At 71.1% G+C, this 18,913-nt stretch carries 16 protein-coding genes and 1 riboswitch; of the genes, 8 read left to right on the forward strand and 8 right to left on the reverse strand.

Annotation, left to right across the window (positions count from 1 at the left end):
• Positions 1-101: 101 nt before the first annotated feature.
• Positions 102-1,742, forward strand: a complete 1,641-nt coding sequence (locus tag ACWIGU_RS22145) for a DUF5691 domain-containing protein (protein ID WP_454403317.1) — start codon at positions 102-104, stop codon at positions 1,740-1,742.
• Between the two features lie 105 nt (positions 1,743-1,847).
• Here ACWIGU_RS22145 and ACWIGU_RS22150 read toward each other — a convergent pair whose 3' ends face one another.
• Positions 1,848-2,264, reverse strand: coding sequence for a cobalamin B12-binding domain-containing protein (locus ACWIGU_RS22150; protein WP_100594811.1), 417 nt, complete (start codon positions 2,262-2,264; stop codon positions 1,848-1,850).
• A gap of 431 nt (positions 2,265-2,695) precedes the next feature.
• Between ACWIGU_RS22150 and ACWIGU_RS22155 the strand changes: the two genes are divergently transcribed.
• Positions 2,696-3,691, forward strand: a complete 996-nt coding sequence (locus ACWIGU_RS22155) for a lipase family alpha/beta hydrolase (RefSeq protein WP_454403319.1) — start codon at positions 2,696-2,698, stop codon at positions 3,689-3,691.
• A gap of 106 nt (positions 3,692-3,797) precedes the next feature.
• Positions 3,798-5,528, forward strand: a complete 1,731-nt coding sequence (locus tag ACWIGU_RS22160) for a M23 family metallopeptidase (RefSeq protein ID WP_454403321.1) — start codon at positions 3,798-3,800, stop codon at positions 5,526-5,528.
• A gap of 56 nt (positions 5,529-5,584) precedes the next feature.
• Here the strand turns inward: ACWIGU_RS22160 and pcrA are convergent, their stop codons facing one another.
• On the reverse strand, positions 5,585-8,095 hold the full coding sequence (gene pcrA, locus ACWIGU_RS22165) for a DNA helicase PcrA (protein WP_326774469.1): 2,511 nt from the start codon (positions 8,093-8,095) through the stop codon (positions 5,585-5,587).
• A 268-nt stretch (positions 8,096-8,363) separates the two neighbouring features.
• Positions 8,364-8,512: riboswitch (cyclic di-AMP (ydaO/yuaA leader) on the forward strand.
• An 8-nt stretch (positions 8,513-8,520) separates the two neighbouring features.
• Between pcrA and ACWIGU_RS22170 the strand changes: the two genes are divergently transcribed.
• The gene (locus tag ACWIGU_RS22170; protein WP_454403323.1) at positions 8,521-9,684 is read left to right on the forward strand and encodes an NlpC/P60 family protein; all 1,164 of its coding nucleotides are present in this window, start codon (positions 8,521-8,523) and stop codon (positions 9,682-9,684) included.
• A gap of 27 nt (positions 9,685-9,711) precedes the next feature.
• Positions 9,712-10,659, forward strand: a complete 948-nt coding sequence (locus ACWIGU_RS22175; protein WP_454403324.1) for a tellurite resistance/C4-dicarboxylate transporter family protein — start codon at positions 9,712-9,714, stop codon at positions 10,657-10,659.
• Between the two features lie 25 nt (positions 10,660-10,684).
• Here ACWIGU_RS22175 and ACWIGU_RS22180 read toward each other — a convergent pair whose 3' ends face one another.
• A complete protein-coding gene (locus tag ACWIGU_RS22180; protein ID WP_266561052.1) occupies positions 10,685-11,038 on the reverse strand; it encodes a hypothetical protein in 354 nt (117 codons plus the stop codon).
• 292 nt (positions 11,039-11,330) lie between these two features.
• Here ACWIGU_RS22180 and ACWIGU_RS22185 point away from each other — a divergent pair, with 292 nt between their 5' ends.
• Complete coding sequence (locus ACWIGU_RS22185; protein ID WP_454403326.1) at positions 11,331-12,401, forward strand: NlpC/P60 family protein; 1,071 nt, start codon at positions 11,331-11,333, stop codon at positions 12,399-12,401.
• On the opposite strand, the gene ACWIGU_RS22190 is transcribed toward ACWIGU_RS22185, so the two are convergent.
• From ACWIGU_RS22190 to ACWIGU_RS22200, 3 genes are read right to left on the reverse strand one after another with little or no spacing between them, the layout of a single operon-like run.
• The gene (locus ACWIGU_RS22190) at positions 12,385-13,071 is read right to left on the reverse strand and encodes a hypothetical protein (RefSeq protein ID WP_454403328.1); all 687 of its coding nucleotides are present in this window, start codon (positions 13,069-13,071) and stop codon (positions 12,385-12,387) included. The two genes, ACWIGU_RS22185 and ACWIGU_RS22190, sit on opposite strands and share 17 nt — an antisense overlap.
• A gap of 6 nt (positions 13,072-13,077) precedes the next feature.
• On the reverse strand, positions 13,078-13,803 hold the full coding sequence (locus tag ACWIGU_RS22195) for a response regulator transcription factor (RefSeq protein WP_356283685.1): 726 nt from the start codon (positions 13,801-13,803) through the stop codon (positions 13,078-13,080).
• On the reverse strand, positions 13,800-15,089 hold the full coding sequence (locus tag ACWIGU_RS22200; RefSeq protein WP_454403331.1) for an ATP-binding protein: 1,290 nt from the start codon (positions 15,087-15,089) through the stop codon (positions 13,800-13,802). The genes ACWIGU_RS22195 and ACWIGU_RS22200 overlap by 4 nt, the downstream gene beginning before the upstream one ends.
• Positions 15,090-15,251: 162 nt before the next feature.
• On the opposite strand from ACWIGU_RS22200, the gene ACWIGU_RS22205 reads away from it, so the two are divergent.
• Together ACWIGU_RS22205 and ACWIGU_RS22210 are read left to right on the forward strand one after the other, a co-directional pair.
• Positions 15,252-16,643, forward strand: a complete 1,392-nt coding sequence (locus ACWIGU_RS22205) for a PspC domain-containing protein (protein WP_454403333.1) — start codon at positions 15,252-15,254, stop codon at positions 16,641-16,643.
• A complete protein-coding gene (locus ACWIGU_RS22210; RefSeq protein ID WP_454403335.1) occupies positions 16,630-16,854 on the forward strand; it encodes a hypothetical protein in 225 nt (74 codons plus the stop codon). The genes ACWIGU_RS22205 and ACWIGU_RS22210 overlap by 14 nt, the downstream gene beginning before the upstream one ends.
• Before the next feature lie 122 nt (positions 16,855-16,976).
• Here ACWIGU_RS22210 and ACWIGU_RS22215 read toward each other — a convergent pair whose 3' ends face one another.
• On the reverse strand, positions 16,977-17,504 hold the full coding sequence (locus ACWIGU_RS22215; RefSeq protein ID WP_454403337.1) for a DoxX family protein: 528 nt from the start codon (positions 17,502-17,504) through the stop codon (positions 16,977-16,979).
• Between the two features lie 125 nt (positions 17,505-17,629).
• The gene (locus ACWIGU_RS22220) at positions 17,630-18,895 is read right to left on the reverse strand and encodes a hypothetical protein (RefSeq protein WP_454403339.1); all 1,266 of its coding nucleotides are present in this window, start codon (positions 18,893-18,895) and stop codon (positions 17,630-17,632) included.
• Between the last annotated feature and the right edge of the window lie 18 nt (positions 18,896-18,913).

The raw sequence follows: 18,913 nt of genomic DNA on the forward strand, positions 1-18,913 counted from the left end.
AGACGACGGAGACGACGGAGACGACGGAAACGACGGAAACGACGGAAACGACGGAGACGACGGAAACGACTACGCGGACCCATCCCCTGGAGAGGAGCGACATGAACGGACCTTCGACCGCAAGCGCCACGCCCCCCAGCACCACCACCGGTGACCCATGGGAAGAGCTGGTCACCGTCGCCCTGCTCGGCACGGACCGGCGGACGCCGCCAGGCCACTCGACCGGCGCCGACGCACCCACCGCGCTGCTCGACGCCGCCGCCGTACAGACCGTACGACGGCGGGCCGGACTGCGGCCCGCACCCGCTGCCGCACTTCCGGCACGCGCGGCGGACGACCCGCGGCCCCCACTCCCCGCCCCCGCGCGACGCAGACTGGCGATGCTGCTCACCGACCGCCCCGGCACCGGAGGCGCCGGCCGCGGCACGTACCCCGACCTGATGGAGCTGCTGCCACAGTGGCTGGCCGGGGCCAACGCGAAGGGGTACGCGGCCCCTCCGGATCTCCTGCCCGCGCTCCTCGACGCGGCGCGCGGACGCACGGATCTGCGGCCGCAGGCCCTCACGTTCGCCGGCCCGCTCGCACTGTGGCTGGCCCGGCTGAACCCGGACTGGAAGTTCGCGCTCCGTGCCGCGCCCGGCGGCGGCACGGCACTGCCGGCGCCCGAGGACGGGGCAGACGTGCAACGCCTATGGGAGGAGGGCCTGTTCGCCGAGCGGGTCGCACTCCTGGCCCGGGTGCGCGCACACAGCCCGGACGCGGCGCGGGAACTGCTCGCAACCACCTGGGCCGCCGAGCGGGCCGAGGACCGGCTGATGTTCCTCGACTCACTGCGGTCGGGGCTCGGCGACGCGGACGAGCCGTTCCTGGAACAGGCGTTGTCCGACCGCAGCCGCAACGTCAGAGCCACGGCCGCCGAGCTGCTCTCCGCGCTCCCCGGCTCGGCGCTGGCGGCCCGGATGGCGTCGCGCGCCGCCTCCTGCGTCGCCGTCGACCGCACTCAGGGCGCGGTGACGCTCACTGTCGAGGCACCGCACGAGTGCGACGCGGGCATGGAGCGGGACGGCGTCGTCGCCATACCGCCGACAGGCCGGGGCGAACGGTCGTGGTGGCTGGGCCAGTTGGTCGAGGCGACGCCGCTCGGCTGCTGGACCGCGCGGTGCGGCGGGCGCACGCCGGAAGAGATCGTCGCGCTGCCGGTGGCCGACGACTGGCAGCGTGAACTGCACGCCGCCTGGTGCCGGGCCGCTGTGCGCCAGCGGGACGCCGTATGGTCGCGCGCGCTCCTGGGCGCACCCGCGTCACCGGACGCCGGAGGCCCGGGCGCCGTATCCCTGTCCGAACGGGCGAGACTCCTCGGCGCACTCCCCGACGGTGAACGCGCCGAGTGGGTGGCGGGGTTCATCGCGACGCACGGCCTGTCCGAGGCGTTCCAGCTGCTCGGGGTCTGCGCCCAGCCCTGGGCCGAGGCCCTCGGGCGGGCCGTGGTCGACGCGCTGAACATCGCGCGGGACGCGGGCAGTTACCCGTGGAGCTTCAGCGGCGTCATGGGCCTGGCCGAACGGTGCCTGGACCCCGCGGAAGCGTCCCGGCTCGAAGGCCTCACCGCCACCCCTGACGAACCGGAAGACGCGGCCCCCGGCGCCGGCGGCTACTGGTCGGAAGCGTTCCAGCGCCTGGTCAGCACGTTGCGCCTGCGGCAGGCGATGCGGGACGAGTTGAGAGGGGCGCAGGCGCAATAAGTACAGGGGGAGACAGGGCAAAAGGGGACTGTCCGGTTCGGGCGGAGCAAAGACCGCGCACCGAACCGGCACCCCTGCGTCCTCACCTGCGAGGGACCGGAGGGATCAAGCCCCGGCAGGCTGACGGACGTTCGCGTTGACCCAGTCCACGATCGACGCCGTCGTCGCGCCCGGGGTGAAGATCTCCGCGACGCCCTTCTCCTTGAGCGGAGCGATGTCCGCCTCGGGGATGATCCCGCCGCCGAACACCTTGATGTCCGCGGCGTCGCGCTCCACGAGGAGCTCGATGACGCGGGCGAAGAGCGTGTTGTGCGCCCCGGAAAGAATCGAGAGACCGATCGCGTCGGCGTCCTCCTGGATCGCCGTGTCGACGATCTGCTCCGGCGTCTGGTGCAGGCCGGTGTAGATGACCTCCATACCGGCATCGCGCAGCGCCCGCGCGATCACCTTGGCCCCGCGATCGTGACCGTCGAGCCCCGGCTTGGCGACCACCACGCGGATCGGACCGGCTGCCACACCCATCACTGCCTCCATGAAGCGACTTCTACCCGATACCTGACCTGATGCGTACCCGGGAAGTGAACGAACGTTATCGACAGCATCCCGCAACCGGCCGTTTCGCGGTGCGGAGCGAGGGGGAAATCACACGTTGGGACACGTTCACTGCGCGCCACAGCCGCCGCAGGCGGTTCAGAAGCCGCATACGGGGGCCTTCGGCGCAAGGGGAGCCGCAAAGAGAGAGTCACACCGCCGCCGGCCGCGCGGCGGGCGACAGGGCGCATCGGCGCCGCGGTACGTACGGATTTTTCGTCACGCACCGCGACGGTCACACACGGGCACCACATCATCACAGCCCGCGTACGACGCGCATCGTCGGCCACCTCGGCGCATGCTTCCCATGAGGGCACACGGGAGACAGAGCCGTTTTCCCGGGTGCCGACGGGAGGTCGGCCATGAAGGTCACGAGCATCCTGCCTTTTCGCCCGCTCTGTCAGCTGTTCCCCGCCAGACTGGTGTTCCCCGCCAGAGTGGCCGGGGTCTCCGTCTCGTTGCTGAAGGCGACCGCTCTCGAGGTCGCGATCCTCGCCGGACACCTCCTGCTCTACCCCTCCGGCATCATCCAGGAGCGCAGGGCCGCCCCGGGACTCCCTGAGCTCGGCTACGCCCCCACTCCGGAGGGCAGGTGCGAGGACGCCGATGACACCTCGTACCTGACGGAGAGCGCCACGCTGCCGGGGCCCGAGGCCCAGAACGCCCACAGCACCCCCGACAGCCTCAGCGCCCGCCTGCCGGTCGCCGAGAGCAAGCCGCCGGTTCTCCTGCTGCACGGCTTCATCGACAACCGCTCCGTCTTCGTCCTGCTGCGCCGCTCCCTCGCCCAGCACGGCCGGCACCACGTGGAGTCGCTGAACTACTCGCCACTGACCTACGACATCCGCACCGCCGCCGCGCTGCTCGCCCGCCATGTCGAGGAGATCTGCGAGCGCACGGGCCACGACCGCGTGGACATCGTGGGGCACAGCCTCGGCGGACTCATCGCCCGTTACTACGTGCAGTGCCTGGGAGGCGATCTGCGCGTACGCACCCTCGTGTCGCTCGGCACCCCGCACAGCGGGACCACGGTCGCGCCACTGATGGACGCGCACCCGATCGTCCGGCAGATGCGGCCCGGCTCGACCGTCATCGAGGAGCTGTCCCGGCCCGCCCCCGGCTGCCGCACCCACTTCGTGAGTTTCTGGAGCGACCTCGACCAGATCATGGTTCCGCTGGAGACGGCCTGCGTCGACCACCCCGACCTCATCGCGCAGAACATCCGCGTCACCGGCGTCGGACACCTCGCGCTCCCCGTCCACCCGGCGGTCGCCGCCGGCATACGGCAGGCACTCGACGCCGAGGAGACGGAAGGAGCGCGCGCCGCCGACGCGGTGGACGGCCTGACGGTGGCGTGACCGCGGCCTGAACGTGCCCCGGAACGGTCTCCGAACTGGCCAAACGTCGAACGATTCTCGAACGCAGGGCCAAAGCTCTGCCCACAGTCCGCCGAAAGACGGCCGAATGCCCGTTTCCTGCGAACGGGAAACCTGCCGAAGATTGTCGAGCCCGCGTACCGCCGGGTACAGTCACCGCACTGCTCTGGCAGCCCCTGTTGTCGAGGCGAAAGAGAAGTTGGTGAACGACCGTCACCCGTCGGGGACTCAGACCTCCCCGGCCCCGGCTCAGGACGCCGACTATGCGCCCTACGCTCCGTATGGCCAGCAGAGCACGCAGTACGGCGACTACACCGGTTACGACGGCTACGCCACCGGCGGTTTCCCGGCCGACCCCCTCTTCGGGGACCTTCCCGGCGCACAGAGCAACGGCTCGTACGACAGCGGCCAGTGGGCGACCGGCGCGCACCAGACACTGACGGCGCAGGACCCCCAGCACCACGACCCGTACGCGGCGCAGCAGCGCGCCTCCGCGTACGGCACCGGCAGCTACGACACCACCGCTGTCTGGGGGACCGCCGCTCACGAGCAACTCGGCGGCATTCCCGCCCAGTCCGGACCGGACCATTCCGGCCAGTGGGACAACAGCGCGTGGGCCGATGGGACCGGGCAGTGGGACGCGAACGCCTTCGGGGCGCAGGCGCAGGGATTCGCCGCGCAGGACGCGTTCGCCCCGCAGACCTTCCAGGCACCGGCGGCCTTCGAGACCGGGACCTACGAGACCGGGACCTTCGACGCGCAGGGCTTCGAGACCCAGGCGTTCGAGGCTCAGGCCTATGAGACGCAGGCGTTCGAGGCCCAGCCCTTCACCACACAGGCCTTCGAGGCGCAGACCTTCGACACCGGCGCGTACGACGCCACCGCGTGGAACTCCGCGGGCACCGAAGGCGACGACAACGACCTCGACGCACGGCACGACTACGGCCAACCCGACGCCCCCGAGCCCGAGTTGAGCCACAACGACGATCAGCACGACAGCTACGGCGAGGGCCTCGACGACGTCGAGGAAATCGTCGCCCGCGACGAGCGGCCCGCCCCGGTCACGCCGGCCCAGCGCGCCCGCTCCCGCCGCCGCTCCCCCGCCAAGCGCTCCGCGCTGCTCACCGTCGCGGTGCCCTCGGTGTGCGTGATGGGTGTCGCGGGAGTGGCCGCGGCCTCCGTCGGCGGGCTCGGCGGCGACGACAGCAAGGACACGACGGCGGCCTCGGCACCGGACGCGACCGCCGTGAAGCCCTCCGTCGCCAACAACAAGCTCGACACCCAGCTCGCGGACCTCTCCGCGGACGCGGGCGACTTCGCCGACCGGGCGAGCCGCACCCAGGAACGTATCGACCTCAGGGCCAAGCAGCAGGCCGAGCGGAAGCAGGCGGCGGAGGAAGCGGCGCGCAAGGAGCGGCTGCGTCCCAAGTTCGTCCTCCCGGTCAAGCAGCGCGGGCTGAGCGCGTACTTCGGGCAGGCCGGTATCAACTGGATGTCCGTGCACACCGGCATCGACTTCCCCGTCTCGTACGGGACCCCGGTGATGGCCGCGACCGACGGCACCGTCCGTACGCAGTGGAACAGCGCCTACGGGAACATGACGATCCTGACGGCGAAGGACGGCACGGAGACCTGGTACTGCCACCTCTCCAGCCACGCCGTCATGAGCGGACCGGTCAAGGCCGGCGACCTCATCGCGCACTCCGGCAACTCCGGCAACTCCACCGGTCCGCACCTGCACTTCGAGGTGCGTCCCGGCGGCGGCTCGGCCGTCGACCCGCTGCCGTGGCTCCGCAGCCACGGGCTCGACCCGACGTAGCAGGGCCGAGCCTCCCGGCGGCAGCCTCCCCGCAGCTGCCCCACCGGCCTACAGCGCTACAGCTTCTCCACCGGCGCGTACCGCAGCAGCAGGCGCTTCGGCTTGGGCTCGCCGAAGTCGACCGTCGCCTCCGCGTTCGCCCCTGTGCCCTTGACTCCGACGACCGTACCGAGGCCGAACTGGTCGTGCGTGACCCGGTCTCCCACGGACAGTGCGACGACGGGCTTCTCCGTCGCCCGGCGCGTGGCGAACGCCGGTGTCGAGCGCGAGCGCGACGACGAGAGGGACGCGGCGATACCGCTCGTCGGGCCGGCCGACTTGGCGGGCGCCATGGCGCCGGTCCGCTTCCACTCCAGATGCGTGTCCGGGATCTCCTCCAGGAAGCGCGACGGCGGGTTGTACGAGGGCTGGCCCCAGGCGCTGCGCAGCGTGGAGCGCGTCAGATACAGGCGCTCGCGTGCGCGCGTGATGCCGACGTAGGCGAGGCGGCGCTCCTCCTCCAGCTCCTTGACCTGGCCGAGGGAGCGCATGTGCGGGAAGACGCCGTCCTCCATGCCGGTCAGGAAGACGACCGGGAACTCGAGGCCCTTGGCGGTGTGCAGCGTCATCAGCGTGATGACGCCGGAGCCGTCGTCCTCCTCGTCCGGGATCTGGTCGGAGTCGGCGACGAGCGCGACCCGCTCCAGGAACTCGGAGAGCGTACCGACGCTCGCCTCGCCCGCACCCTCGGCCGCGCCGTCCGCCGTCGCGCTCTCCTGCTCGAACTCCAGGGCCACGGCCGCGAGTTCCTGAAGGTTCTCGATGCGCGTCTCGTCCTGCGGGTCCGTCGACGACTGCAGCTCGGCCAGATAGCCGGTCCGTTCGAGCACGGCCTCCAGGACCGTGGCCGGGCCCGCGCCCGACTCGACGATCGTGCGGAGGTCCTCCATCAGCGTGTTGAACCGCTTGACCGCGTTCGTCGAGCGGGCCGCCATGCCGTACGCCTCGTCGACGCGGCGCAGCGCCTGCGGGAAGGAGATCTTCTCGCGCTGGGAGAGCGCGTCGATCATCGCTTCGGCACGGTCGCCGATGCCGCGCTTGGGCACATTGAGAATGCGGCGCAGGGGGACGGAGTCCTCGGGGTTGGCAAGCACCCGCAGATAGGCCAGGACGTCCCTGACCTCCTTGCGCTCGTAGAAGCGGACTCCGCCGACGACCTTGTAGGGCAGGCCGACGCGGATGAAGATCTCTTCGAAGACACGGGACTGCGCGTTCGTCCGGTAGAAGATGGCGACGTCGCCGGCCTTCGCGTCGCGCGCGTCCGTGAGCCGGTCGATCTCGTCGGCGACGAACTGCGCCTCGTCGTGTTCGGTGTCCGCGACGTACCCGGTGATCTGCGCGCCCGCGCCCGCATTCGTCCACAGGTTCTTGGGGCGGCGGGATTCGTTGCGTTCGATGACCGCGTTGGCCGCGGAGAGGATGGTCTGCGTCGAGCGGTAGTTCTGCTCCAGCAGGATCGTTGTCGCGTCGGGGTAGTCCTCCTCGAACTGGAGGATGTTCCGGATGGTGGCTCCGCGGAACGCGTAGATCGACTGGTCGGCGTCACCCACGACGCACAGCTCGGCCGGCGGGAGGTCGTCCGCGCGGGGCGGCTCGTCCTCCCCGCGGCCGCTGTCGGCCGACCCCACCAGCTCCCTGACCAGCGCGTACTGCGCGTGGTTCGTGTCCTGGTACTCGTCGACCAGGACGTGGCGGAAGCGGCGGCGGTAGTGCTCGGCGACGTCCGGGAAGGCGCGCAGGAGGTGCACCGTCGTCATGATCAGGTCGTCGAAGTCCAGCGCGTTCGCCTCGCGGAGGCGGGACTGGTACATCGCGTAGGCCTGGGCGAGGGTCTTCTCGAAGCCGTCGGCAGCCTGAGCTGCGAAGTCTTCCTCGTCGATCAGCTCGTTCTTCAGGTTCGAGATCTTGGCGCTGAAGGACTTCGGCGGGAACTTCTTCGGATCCAGGTCGAGGTCGCGGCAGACCAGGGCCATGAGGCGCTTGGAGTCGGCGGCGTCGTAGATCGAGAACGACGACGTGAAGCCGAGCTTCTTCGACTCGCGGCGCAGGATGCGGACGCAGGCGCTGTGGAACGTCGACACCCACATCGCGTTCGCCCGCGGGCCGACGAGGGACTCGACGCGCTCCTTCATCTCTCCCGCGGCCTTGTTCGTGAACGTGATCGCGAGGATCTGGCCGGGGTGCACACCGCGCTCGCCGAGGAGGTACGCGATGCGGTGCGTGAGCACGCGGGTCTTGCCGGACCCCGCGCCCGCCACGATGAGCAGCGGGGAGCCGCCGTGGACGACGGCCGCCTTCTGGTTCTCGTTCAGCCCGTCGAGGAGCGCCGCCGGGTCGAGCGCCGGGCGTGGGGCGCCGTCCCGGTAGTACTCGTCCCTGGCCGGGGGCACGTCGAACTTCCCGTCGAACAGGTCGTCCGGAACGTGCTCCGGAGCCGTGTCGTCCTCGGGCGGCGGCGGGGCATGCTCCTCACTGGCCTTCGAAGCCGTGAGGTCCGCCAGGAAGCTGTCGTCAAAGAGGCTGCTCATCGCTCTACGAGTCTAGGCCGCCCCACTGACACCCACGGCCGTCCCGGGAACTTCCCCCCGACTTCACGGGCCCGGCCACCTCTCGTAGTGCAGCAATCACCCTCAGCAAGGGTTACCGGAGGTCACGAACGAGATTGCCGAAGGTCACGAAAATGTATCGGGCATATCGAACATCAACCTTCACAGCAGCCACACGAGTTGGCTAGCGTGCTCCGCGGGCCGCCCGTCCCCCCGCCGGCAACCGCGCCGCGAGCGGGTCGCCCCCGCTGAGTTCAGTACGCCGAGAGGCATGGAACCGGGGACCCACGACCTTGGGGTGAATCGGCCGACGACCCGTCAGGGCACGGCCGTAGGGCAGCCTTCCGAACCTCCGCCCGAACCCGACAGCTAACCCGGTAGGCGGTCATGGGAAGGAGACGCGACCCTTGGCGTCGCACCGCAAGCCGCGCACCAGAACACCCGGCCCCCGCACCGCCCCCGTCGTCGGCATCACCACGGCGGCCCTCACCTCCATCGCCCTCCTCTCGCAGACCGCGACCGCCGCCCCCTCCGCGCCGCCGAAGCCGAGCCTGGAAGAGGTCCAGAAGAAGGTCGACACCCTCTACCACCAGGCGGGCGTGGCCACGGAGAAGTACAACGCGGCCAAGGAGCGCACCACCAAGCAGCAGAAGCGCGTCGGCGACCTGCTCGACGACGTCGCGCAGCGCACCGAGAAGCTCAACAAGGCCCGCCAGGAGCTCGGCACCTTCGCCGCGGCCCAGTACCGCACGGGCGCCGTCTCCGACACCGCGACGCTGCTCCTCGCCGACGACGCGCAGGACTACTTCGACCAGGACCAGCTGATGAGCCGGCTCACGAGCCGCCAGAAGAAGGCCGTCGACGACTACCAGACCGAGCAGGCCGCCACCACGAAGAAGCGCACGGAGGCGACCAAGAGCCTGGAGACGCTGACCACTTCGCAGGCCACGCTCAAGAGCACGAAGAGGGACGTCCAGCAGAAGCTCGGTGACGCCCGCGAACTCCTGTCGAAGCTGACCGCCGAGGAGAAGGCGCGGCTCGCGGCGATCGAGAAGAGGAAGCAGGAGGCCGCCAGGAAGAAGGCGGAGGAGCTGGCGCGTCAGCAGGCCGAGGCGGAGGCCAAGCGCAAGGCGGCCGAGGAGGCGAGCCAGAAGGAGAACCCGGACACCGGCACCGGTTCGGGGACGGGTACGAGCTCCGGGAGCACCAGCAGCGGTTACGCCACCAAGGCCGCGAAGGTCATCGACTTCGCCGAGGCCCAGATGGGCAAGCCGTACGTGTGGGGCGCCACGGGCCCGGACTCGTACGACTGCTCGGGCCTCACGCAGGCCGCGTGGAAGGCGGCCGGCATCTCGCTGCCGCGCACGACCTGGGACCAGGTCAAGGTCGGAACGACCGTCACCACGGCCAACGCCCAGCCCGGCGACCTGGTCTTCTTCTACGACGACATCAGCCACGTCGGCATCTACATAGGCGACGGCAAGATGATCCACGCGCCGAAGCCGGGCGCGAACGTCCGCGTCGAGTCGATCTACTACATGCCGATCCACAGCGTGGTGCGCCCGGCCTGACCGCCTTCGTGGGGTTACGTTCGGGCGGTGCGCGGCCCGAACGCAACCCCACGCCCCGGACCCACGTGGTCCCAGCTCCCCCCGGCCGCCGGCGCCGCCGTCATGGCCACCGGCATCATCTCGGTCGGCCTGCGACTGACCGGTCACTCGGTGCTGAGCGGCATCATGCTGGTGCTCGCCGCCGCCCTCTGGCTCGTCCTGGCGGCGGACTTCACCAAGCGGCTGATGCGGGAGCGCGACCGCTGGGAGTCCGAGGCGGACACCCCGCCCGCGCTCACGGCGGTCGCGGCGACGACCGTCCTCGGCACCCGGATCTCCATGTTCGGCTGGCAGACCCTGGCCGAGGCGCTCCTCGCCCTGTCCGCGCTCGTCTGGCCGGTGCTCCTGATCAACGTCGTACGGCACTGGAAGCCGCGGATGCCGGGGGCCGTGTTCCTCGGCTGTGTCGCGACGCAGGGCCTCGTCGTCCTGGCGGCGACGCTCGCGCCCGCGGTCGGCGCGCACTGGCTCGCGTTCACCGGGATGGTGCTCTTCTGGGGCGGGATCATCCTGTACTGCCTCGCGCTGCTCCACTTCGACCTGCGCGAGGTGGCCTCCGGCGCCGGGGACCACTGGGTCGCGGGCGGCGCGCTCGCCATCTCCGCACTCGCCGCGTCCAAGCTCGTCGCGACGGGTCTGTGGAACAGGGACGACACGGACGTCCTGCGCACCATGAGCTTCCTGCTGCTCGCGCTCGATGTGGCCTGCTACGTCGTGCTGGCACTGGCGGAGGTGCGGTGGCCCAGGCCGCGTTACGACGTGCGGCGCTGGTCGACGGTCTTCCCGATGGGAATGACAGCGGCGGCGGCACTGTCGGTGAGCGCCGCCGCCGATGTGCCCTGGCTCAAGGGGCCGGGGCAGGTACTGGTGTGGATCGCGGTGGCCGCGTGGCTCGCCGCCCTGTTCGGGACGTTCAGGTCCCGGACACCCGCCTGACCCGGATCCCGAGGACGGTGACGGCTCAGGTCCAGAGGACCGCGATGAAGATGTTCGCGGTGGTCAGGAGGCCGACGAGGCCGAACAGCCCCTTGTCCACCTTCTCGTCGTCCCGCTTCACGTACACGAGGCCGAGGATCACGATCAGCAGCGCGAGCTTCACGCCGATCTTGATGTTGTTGACGGTGTTGCCGTCCGCCTGGTTCAGGCCCACCAGGACGACGCCCGTGACCAGCATGGTCAGCGCGCCGTGCAGCATCGCCGGGACGAACCGGGCCGTTCCCTTGCCCATCGCCTTCATCTGGGTGAGGAACCCACCGAGGAGCGAGGCGATGCCGATGATGTGCAGGCCGACGAAGAGGTGGATGAGTACGTCCATGACCGGCGAGCCTAGCCGGGGCCTCACTGCCTCCATGAACCGGCCCGCACCGGTCCCGTGCCGGTCACATACGGTCACACCCGGAACACAAGGACCAGTTGGGGACAATCCATCACCAACCCGTGACGGCCAGGTTTAGCGTCCTTCCTCAGGTGACCGGCTCCCCACCCCCGCCCCGCTCAGGGGCGGCAGTCGGGCACCTACCGCCGAGAAAGGTCCGGCGGCGGCCCGCTTCCCCTGTGCGGCCGCCGCCGGACGCGTAAGCAGTACGTACCGGAAGGACGTGCCCCTCGTGTCGGCAGCGCACCGCAAGCCCCGACAGCGCTCGCTCACCGGCCCCACGGCCCGCACCGCGGCGACCCTCGCTCTCGCCTCCGCGGCGACCGCCACCGCCCTGGACGGCGCGGCGCACGCGGAGCCCCGGCTCACCCCGAGCCAGGTGAAGGCGAAGGTCGACCAGCTCTACCAGGAGGCCGAGAAGGCCACCGAGAAGTACAACGGCGCCAAGGAGAAGGCGGACAAGGCCGAGAAGAAGCTCGGCTCCCTGCGGGACGAGGCGGCCCGCAGGACGGACCGGCTCAACACCCAGCGCGAGGCGCTCGGTTCGGCCGCCGCCGCGCAGTACCGCACCGGCGCCCTCGACCCGGCGGTCCAGCTCGTCCTGTCCTCCGACCCCGCCCAGTACCTCGACAACGCGGCGCTCGCCGACCGGCTCGGCACCCGGCAGGCCTCCGCGGTCGGGCGCGTCCAGCGCGAACTCCGGCAGATCGACCAGCTGCGCTCCGAGGCCGACGGCCGGCTCGCCGAGCTGCGCGAGCGGCAGGGAGAGCTGAAGAAGCAGAAGAAGACGGTCACCGGGAAGCTGGCCGAGGCGAAGCGTCTGCTCGACCAGTTACCGGCGGCCGAGCGCGCCGGCGTCGGAGCAGGCGCCGGCGACAGCGGCGCGGCCGGCCGCGCCTCCCGCTCGGACTCCTCCCGCGAGGTGCCGTCCGGCGCCCTTCCCAAGGCCCCGGACTCCCGCACGGCGGCGGCCATCTCCTACGCCTACAGCGCCCTCGGCAGTCCCTATGTGTGGGGCGCCACGGGCCCGAACGCCTTCGACTGCTCCGGCCTCACCCAGGCCGCGTACCGCTCGGCGGGCATCTCCCTGCCGCGCACCACGTACTCCCAGATCAACGCGGGCCCTCGCATCCCACGCTCCCAACTGCAGCCGGGTGACCTGGTGTTCTTCTACTCGGGCATCAGCCACGTGGGCCTCTACATCGGCAACGGCAAGATGATCCACGCCCCGAACCCGAGCGCTCCCGTCCGCATCGCCCCGATCGACGAGATGCCGTTCGCGGGGGCTACGCGGGTGGCGTGACGAGAGTGCCGTTCCGGTGCTCGCGCGCCATGTGGGCGTACGCGCGATCGGCCACCTCGGCCAGCAACTCGGGAGACGTGGAGCCGCAGTGCGCGCGCAACTGCGCGGCGAACGGTGCCGAGTCCCGGCACAGGGCGAGCGCCTGTGCCACCTGGGCGATCAGGTCCGGCAAGTGCTCTGCACAGTACGGGTGTTCGCTCTCGATCGCCGAGCGGAGTGGGTCCTCGTCGTCGATGAACGCCGCTTCGAACCAGTTCTCCATGCCGAGCAGCCGGGGAAATCTCACCTCCAGCTCCCAGCGGGCGAGCGGGATCTCCTCGTACGTCGCCTCGGGGTCGCGGCACGCCATCCGCAGGAGCGTCGCCAGGTCGTTCATGAACTCGGGCACCGTCCGCTCCCCCGCCGCCCGACGCCACAGAGCACGGGCGGACGGCGGGCAGGTCGAGAAGAACTCCTCGGTGAACGTGTGGGCCAGATAGTCGAGTTGGGCCGCGGCCGGCTGCAACGGCCAGCTCCACGGTGAGCGGGTGTACTCGACCCCCTGCATGCGCTGGTAACGCAGCACCTGCCACTCCAGCGGATCACCCGATGCGGCCGCGTCGGCCGCGAGACCGACGAGGTGGAATATGGCGCCGCTGCTCAGCGCGGACTGCGGAAGACGCGTCGTCACCGCCCGTCACACCAGGCGTCGCGCCGTAGCCCACCGCGTCAGCTCGTGGCGGTTCGACAGCTGGAGCTTTCTGAGGACCGCCGAGACGTGGGACTCGACCGTCTTCACGGAGATGAAGAGCTGCTTGGCGATCTCCTTGTACGCGTATCCGCGGGCGATGAGACGCAGGACCTCGCGCTCGCGCTGCGTGAGGCGGTCGAGGTCCTCGTCGACCGGCGGGGCGTCCGTGGACGCGAACGCGTCGAGGACGAAGCCGGCCAGACGCGGCGAGAAGACCGCGTCGCCTTCCTGGACGCGGAAGATCGAGTCGACCAGATCCGTGCCGGTGATCGTCTTGGTGACGTACCCGCGGGCGCCACCGCGGATGACGCCGATGACATCCTCCGCGGCGTCCGACACGGAAAGGGCCAGAAAGCGGACCGGGTTGTCGGCCGCCGCCATCAACGGGGCGCAGCGGCGCAGGACTTCGACGCCGCCACCACCGGGAAGGTGCACGTCGAGGAGGACGACCTCGGGGCGCGTGGCCGTGATGACCGTGACCGCCTGGTCCACGTCCGCGGCCTCGCCCACCACCTCGACGCCCGTCGTCTCCGTGCGGCCGATCTCGGCCTGGACGCCGGTGCGGAACATCCGGTGGTCGTCGACAAGGACCACGCGTGCGTGACGGCCGACCGGCTCCGTCTCCGGCTCGCCCGCCGCGGTCGCGTCCGGCTTGACCTGCTCGTCACTCATGGGGTCTTCTCCGCCCTCTTCATGGTCAGTTCGACCTCCGTGCCGCCGTCCGGCACCGCGCGCAGCCGCGCCGTGCCGCCGTTGCGCTCCATCCGGCCGATGATCGATTCTCGTACGCCCATCCGGTCCGCGGGAATCGAGTCGAGGTCGAAACCGGGGCCCCGGTCGCGTACGGACACGAACACCGTCTCCTCCTCGACCTCGGCGTAGACCTGGACCGCACCGCCCTCGCCACCGTACTTGGCGGCATTCACCATCGCTTCCCGCGCAGCCTGCATCTGCGCCGAGAGAGCGTCGTCGAGCGGGCAGTCGCCGACCACCACCACCTCGAGGGGCACCCCGTGCTTGTCCTCGACCTCGGCCGCGCTGCGCTTGACCGCCTCCGCCACCGTGCCGGGCTCCTGCGCCTCGTCCTTCCCGTTCCCCTCCGGTCTGTAGAGCCAGGCCCGCAGGTCTCGCTCCTGTGCGCGGGCGAGGCGCCGCACCTCGCCCGCGCTCTCCGCGTTCCGCTGGATCAGCGTGAGGGTGTGCAGGACCGAGTCGTGGACATGGGCCGCGACCTCCGCCCGCTCCTGCGCGCGGATCCGCATGAGGCGCTCCTCGGACAGATCCTGCGTCATGCGCACGAGATAGGGGCCGGCGAGGAGGGCGATGCCGACGAGGACGGCGAGGGCGGCCTGAAGGATGGAGCCGAGGTGCTCGGCCGACCCCTGGAGCACGAAGATCCCGGTGACACCGGCCCCGACGAGTACGACACCCGCCGCGGCCCGCGCCAGATTCAGCGTCCGCTTGCGGCGGCCGACCTCCATCCAGCGGGCCCGGCGCGCATTGTCCGCCTGGCGCCAGACGAGGGCCACGCCCGCACCGACGAGGAGCGTCGGCCACAGATACGCCTTCGCGTTCCCCGCCAGATTCACATTGCCGACGAACACCATCGACACGACGACCATGAGGAGCAGGGCGACGATCTGCCCCTTGTCCGGCTTGCGGGCGACGAGTCTGCGCCGCCCGTCCGTGGCCGTCTCCGTGGTGAAGGCAGGGGTCCGCTCGCTGCCCACCCCTCCGACACCGAGGGGGACGAAGAACCAGAACGCCGCGTACAGGAGAGCGCCGAGGCCGTCCGCCATGAACAGGCCCACGAAGACGAGCCGCACCCAGATCACGGGCAGGCCGAGATGCCCGGCGAGCCCCCGCGCCACTCCGCCGAGCCAGCGTCCGTCGCTGGAGCGGTAGAGCTTGCGCGGCGGCCGCGGGACGTCAATGGGTGCTGCTGCGGCTTCCGGCATGCCATTGATGGTCACACGTGGGGCGGGCCCCGGGCATCAGGGTTCAGCCCGGAGACTCCCCTGATCTCCGGCCCGGCCCCGAGCGCCGTCAGGGGCAATATCAGGGTTGGTCCAGGGTCGTCCCGACTGCCGCGGCGGACCTCGGCCCGTCACGATGGACGCATGACAGATCACCAGCACGCCTCGACGGGAGCGCAGGCCGGGCAGCCGCAGGACGCGGTGCCCGGGCGCGGTTCCGGCGGTGCGTCCGCGCCGCCCGCACCGGGACAGGAGCCCGGCGTCCCCGCGCCGCCGGGCAAGTTCCGGCGCGACCGGCGGCACGGGACGCTGGGCGGAGTGTGTGCGGGACTCGGCCGGCACTGCGACATGGATCCGGTGATCTTCCGGATCGGCCTCGCGGTGCTCGCCGCGACGGGCGGGCTCGGCCTGATCTTCTACGGTTTCGCCTGGCTCTTCGTCCCGTACGACGACGAGGAGGAGAACGAGGCGCGCAAGCTCCTCTCCGGCCGCGTGGACGGCCCGGCGCTGACGGCCGTGCTCTTCGCGCTCGTCGGCTGCGGGCTCTTCCTCTCCATGCTGAACAACGGAGGAGTGCTCACCTTCGCCGCCGTCCTCGCCCTGCTCCTCGCGGGCGCGGGGTACTGGTCCCAGCAGCGCCGAGCGGCCGACCCCGACCCTCTGGCCGCGCAGACCGTGGCCGACGCGCCGCCCGAGGCGCAGGCTCCGCCCGTCGCCGGGGCGCCGTCCTGGTGGCGGGACCCGATAGTCAAGGACGGCACGCACGTCGGAGGGACCGGGTACTTCTGGGGGCCCGACAGCGGCGTCGACATCCGGTACGAGCCCACGCCGCACGGGCACCGGACGGCCTGGGGCCCTGACATCTCCTCCCGCGGCCCGGAAGGCGGGGTGCCCAAGCAGCGCGGGCCGCGCTGGATCGGCGGCTGGACGTTCCTGCTCGCGCTGGCCGCGGGCTGCGCGGGCACGGCGGCGACCTGGGACGGCCACCCGCTCGGCACGGCCCTCCAGGCCGGACTCGCGAGCGCGCTCGTCGTCTTCGGTCTGGGCATCGCGCTCAGCGCGGTCGTCGGACGGACCGGCGCCGGCTCGATCATCCTCGCGGTCATCACGGCGGGCCTCCTCGCCGCGTCGGCCGCGCTCCCCTCCAACATCACCACCCACTGGATGCGCACCACCTGGACCCCGGCCTCGGTGGCCCAGGTGGAGCCGAGATACGAGCTGGGCACGGGCGTCGGCACGCTCGATCTGAGCGGGATCGATCTCGGCAAGGGCAAGACGCTGACGACGAGAGCGGAGGTCGGGGCGGGGCAGCTCAAGGTCATCGTGCCGAAGGACGCGACGGTCGTGCTGCGGGCCGAGGTGGGCGTCGGTGACATCCGGCTGCCGGACGAAAAGACACAGGACGTGGACATCCGTCCGGGACAGGAGCAAAGGGTGACCCTCACACCGCCGGTGGGCAGCAAGGACGGCGGAACGGTCGAGCTGCGGCTCGAAGTCGGTGTCGGACAGGCGGAGGTGGCCCGTGCCACGTCATGACTTCCAGCCGGGAAAGCTGATCGCGGGCCTGTTCCTGACCGCGGCCGGAGTCCTCTACCTGGGCGCCGCGCTGGGCTGCTGGGAGGTGGAGTGGTTCGCGGTGATCCCCCTGGTCACCGTCGGCCTCGTCCTGGCCGCAGTAGCGGGCACAGCGACCTACGCAATCCGCCGCCGCCAAAGACCCCACCCGACGGACTCCGGCTCCCCGTAAGACCGGAAACGGCGCACGGGCGCCCGCCAAGGGACGCGGGGGACTGCGCGCCCAGCCACAACCCGCCAGCAGCCAAAAACACGACACGGGCCCCTGAAGCCCCCGCCGCACAAAGAAACCCGTCAGCCAAGCCCGCCCCGGGCCCGGCGCCGAGCCGCAAGCACCGCATCCACCGAAAACACCGAAGCCCCCCCAAGCACCAGCGGCAGCCACGCCATCAGATAGGCAAGATCGTTTCCGAGGTAATACGGCTCGGTGGCCCAGCTCACCGTCAGCCACAGGCTGAGCGAGATCAGCATGCCGCCCACGGCGGCGAGCCGGGCGAGCAGACCGATCAGCGTGCCGATGCCGACTGCCAGTTCACCGAAGGCGATCGCGTATCCGAAGCCGGTCGGGCTCTTGAGTGCCAGGTCGACCATGGCGGGGATTGCGGAGATGTCCCGCACCCCGCGCATCTGCTCACCGATCGACCCCGCTCCGGTGGCGTGGAAGAACGCGCTGTCGGTCAGCTTGTCGAGCCCCGCGTAGATGAAGGTGACACCGAGGAAGATCCGCAAAGGAAGGAGGGCAAACCGTTGGGCGTTGTCCCGCCAGCCGCCTCTGCCGTTGACGTAATTGCTGTGGATGTCCGTCCGCATGCCATGGGTCATCGCCCGTCCGCCGCCTCTCGCACCCGCATCGGTGCCCGCAGGATTGCCCGTCCCTTGACCATACGTACGAGCGGGCGCGACTGTTCAGTAACGTTCAGCTATTGGCGCAGGCCGGACGTGGGCACTCAGTCCGAAACGTCGATCGCGCACCGGTTCGTCTCCACGCCCGCCGCGGTGACGACCTGGACGTCGACCCGCCCCGGCTCGACGTCCACGGGAACCGGGACCGTCAAGGTCGAGTCGGTGGGGTTGGTGAATCCGCCCTGAACCGGGACCAGAGGCACATGGACGTGCACGGGACCGATGCGGACGATCATCCGGGAGAGCCGGTCCGCGGTGGCCGCGCCCGGCGGCACGAAGCCGGCCCCGCGGATCTCGATGTCGTCGCCGGTGCGGATCGGCGCGTCCAGGTCCCCGGCCTCACGGGACCGCACGACCGAATGGATCACGGGCCGGCCGCCCTCCGCGTACTTGGCCGCGAGGTAGGTGGCCGCCGAGACGAGAACCAGCAGGGCGAGGCCCCACGGCAGATCGGGCAGCTGACCGGGGCGGCGGGCGAGACGCACCGCTACGAAGACGAGCGCGACGGCCGAGATCAGCACGTACTGGATGTCGGCGAAGGTGCCGCGTCCGGAGTCGTCCGTGAGCAGGTCGGCGAAGCGCGGCCGGTCCGCTCGCACCTTCTGCAGGCGCTGGCCCAGCACGCGCACCCCCACGACCCGCCGCACCAGAACGGCGACCCCGCAGACGACGGCGAGGACGGTCACGATCCCGGCGCCCCGGGCGAGTTCGAGGCCGGAGATCAGCGCGTCCCGTTCGCGGTGGCCGGAGGCGCCGGCCAGCTCGCCCGCCAGGACGAGGACGACGTAGACCACGACGAGGACCCAGGAGGCGGCGACGGCCCGGGAGGTGGACAGGCGGTTGTCCTCGCCGACGACCGGGGCGAGCACCCCGCCGGCCGCCCGGTGGACGTAGGCCGCGCCGGTCAGGAGGCCGCCCACGACGACCGCCGCGAGCAGTCCCGCCGTGCGCGCAAGCGTCCAGCCCGCGCCGATCGCCGTGAGCGCCTGCACGATCAGGAGCAGCGCGCACCCGCCCCACACCACGCCGACGGTGCGCGGCCACAGCCCGGCGAGCCACGCGTCGCCCTCGGCGCGCCCGCGATCGGCCATGCCCCGCGCGGACTGGGTCAGCTCGTCCGAGACCCACTGGCGGGACGCGCCCGCCGAGTGCGCGACGGCAGCGGGCAGCCCCTGCCCGGCCGCCAGTTCGTCCCGTTTCGCGAGGAACGCGGCCACGGCCCTGCGGTGCCCCTCGCGCGCCCCGTGCGGGCAGTCGCCGCAGGTGCAGCCCCCGCCGTGCGTTCCCTCTCGCGCCTCCTGGACCGCCACCCGGTACGCCCGCCTTCC

This window comes from Streptomyces sp. NPDC055400 (genome assembly GCF_053644375.1).

Coding starts and splice junctions, on each gene's coding strand:
- ACWIGU_RS22145 (WP_454403317.1), top strand. CDS start 102: ATGAACGGACCTTCGACCGCAAGCGCCACGCCCCCCAGCACCACCACC.
- ACWIGU_RS22150 (WP_100594811.1), bottom strand. CDS start 2,264: ATGGGTGTGGCAGCCGGTCCGATCCGCGTGGTGGTCGCCAAGCCGGGG.
- ACWIGU_RS22155 (WP_454403319.1), top strand. CDS start 2,696: ATGAAGGTCACGAGCATCCTGCCTTTTCGCCCGCTCTGTCAGCTGTTC.
- ACWIGU_RS22160 (WP_454403321.1), top strand. CDS start 3,798: ATGCCCGTTTCCTGCGAACGGGAAACCTGCCGAAGATTGTCGAGCCCG.
- pcrA (WP_326774469.1), bottom strand. CDS start 8,095: ATGAGCAGCCTCTTTGACGACAGCTTCCTGGCGGACCTCACGGCTTCG.
- ACWIGU_RS22180 (WP_266561052.1), bottom strand. CDS start 11,038: ATGGACGTACTCATCCACCTCTTCGTCGGCCTGCACATCATCGGCATC.
- ACWIGU_RS22195 (WP_356283685.1), bottom strand. CDS start 13,803: ATGAGTGACGAGCAGGTCAAGCCGGACGCGACCGCGGCGGGCGAGCCG.
- ACWIGU_RS22200 (WP_454403331.1), bottom strand. CDS start 15,089: ATGCCGGAAGCCGCAGCAGCACCCATTGACGTCCCGCGGCCGCCGCGC.
- ACWIGU_RS22205 (WP_454403333.1), top strand. CDS start 15,252: ATGACAGATCACCAGCACGCCTCGACGGGAGCGCAGGCCGGGCAGCCG.
- ACWIGU_RS22215 (WP_454403337.1), bottom strand. CDS start 17,504: ATGACCCATGGCATGCGGACGGACATCCACAGCAATTACGTCAACGGC.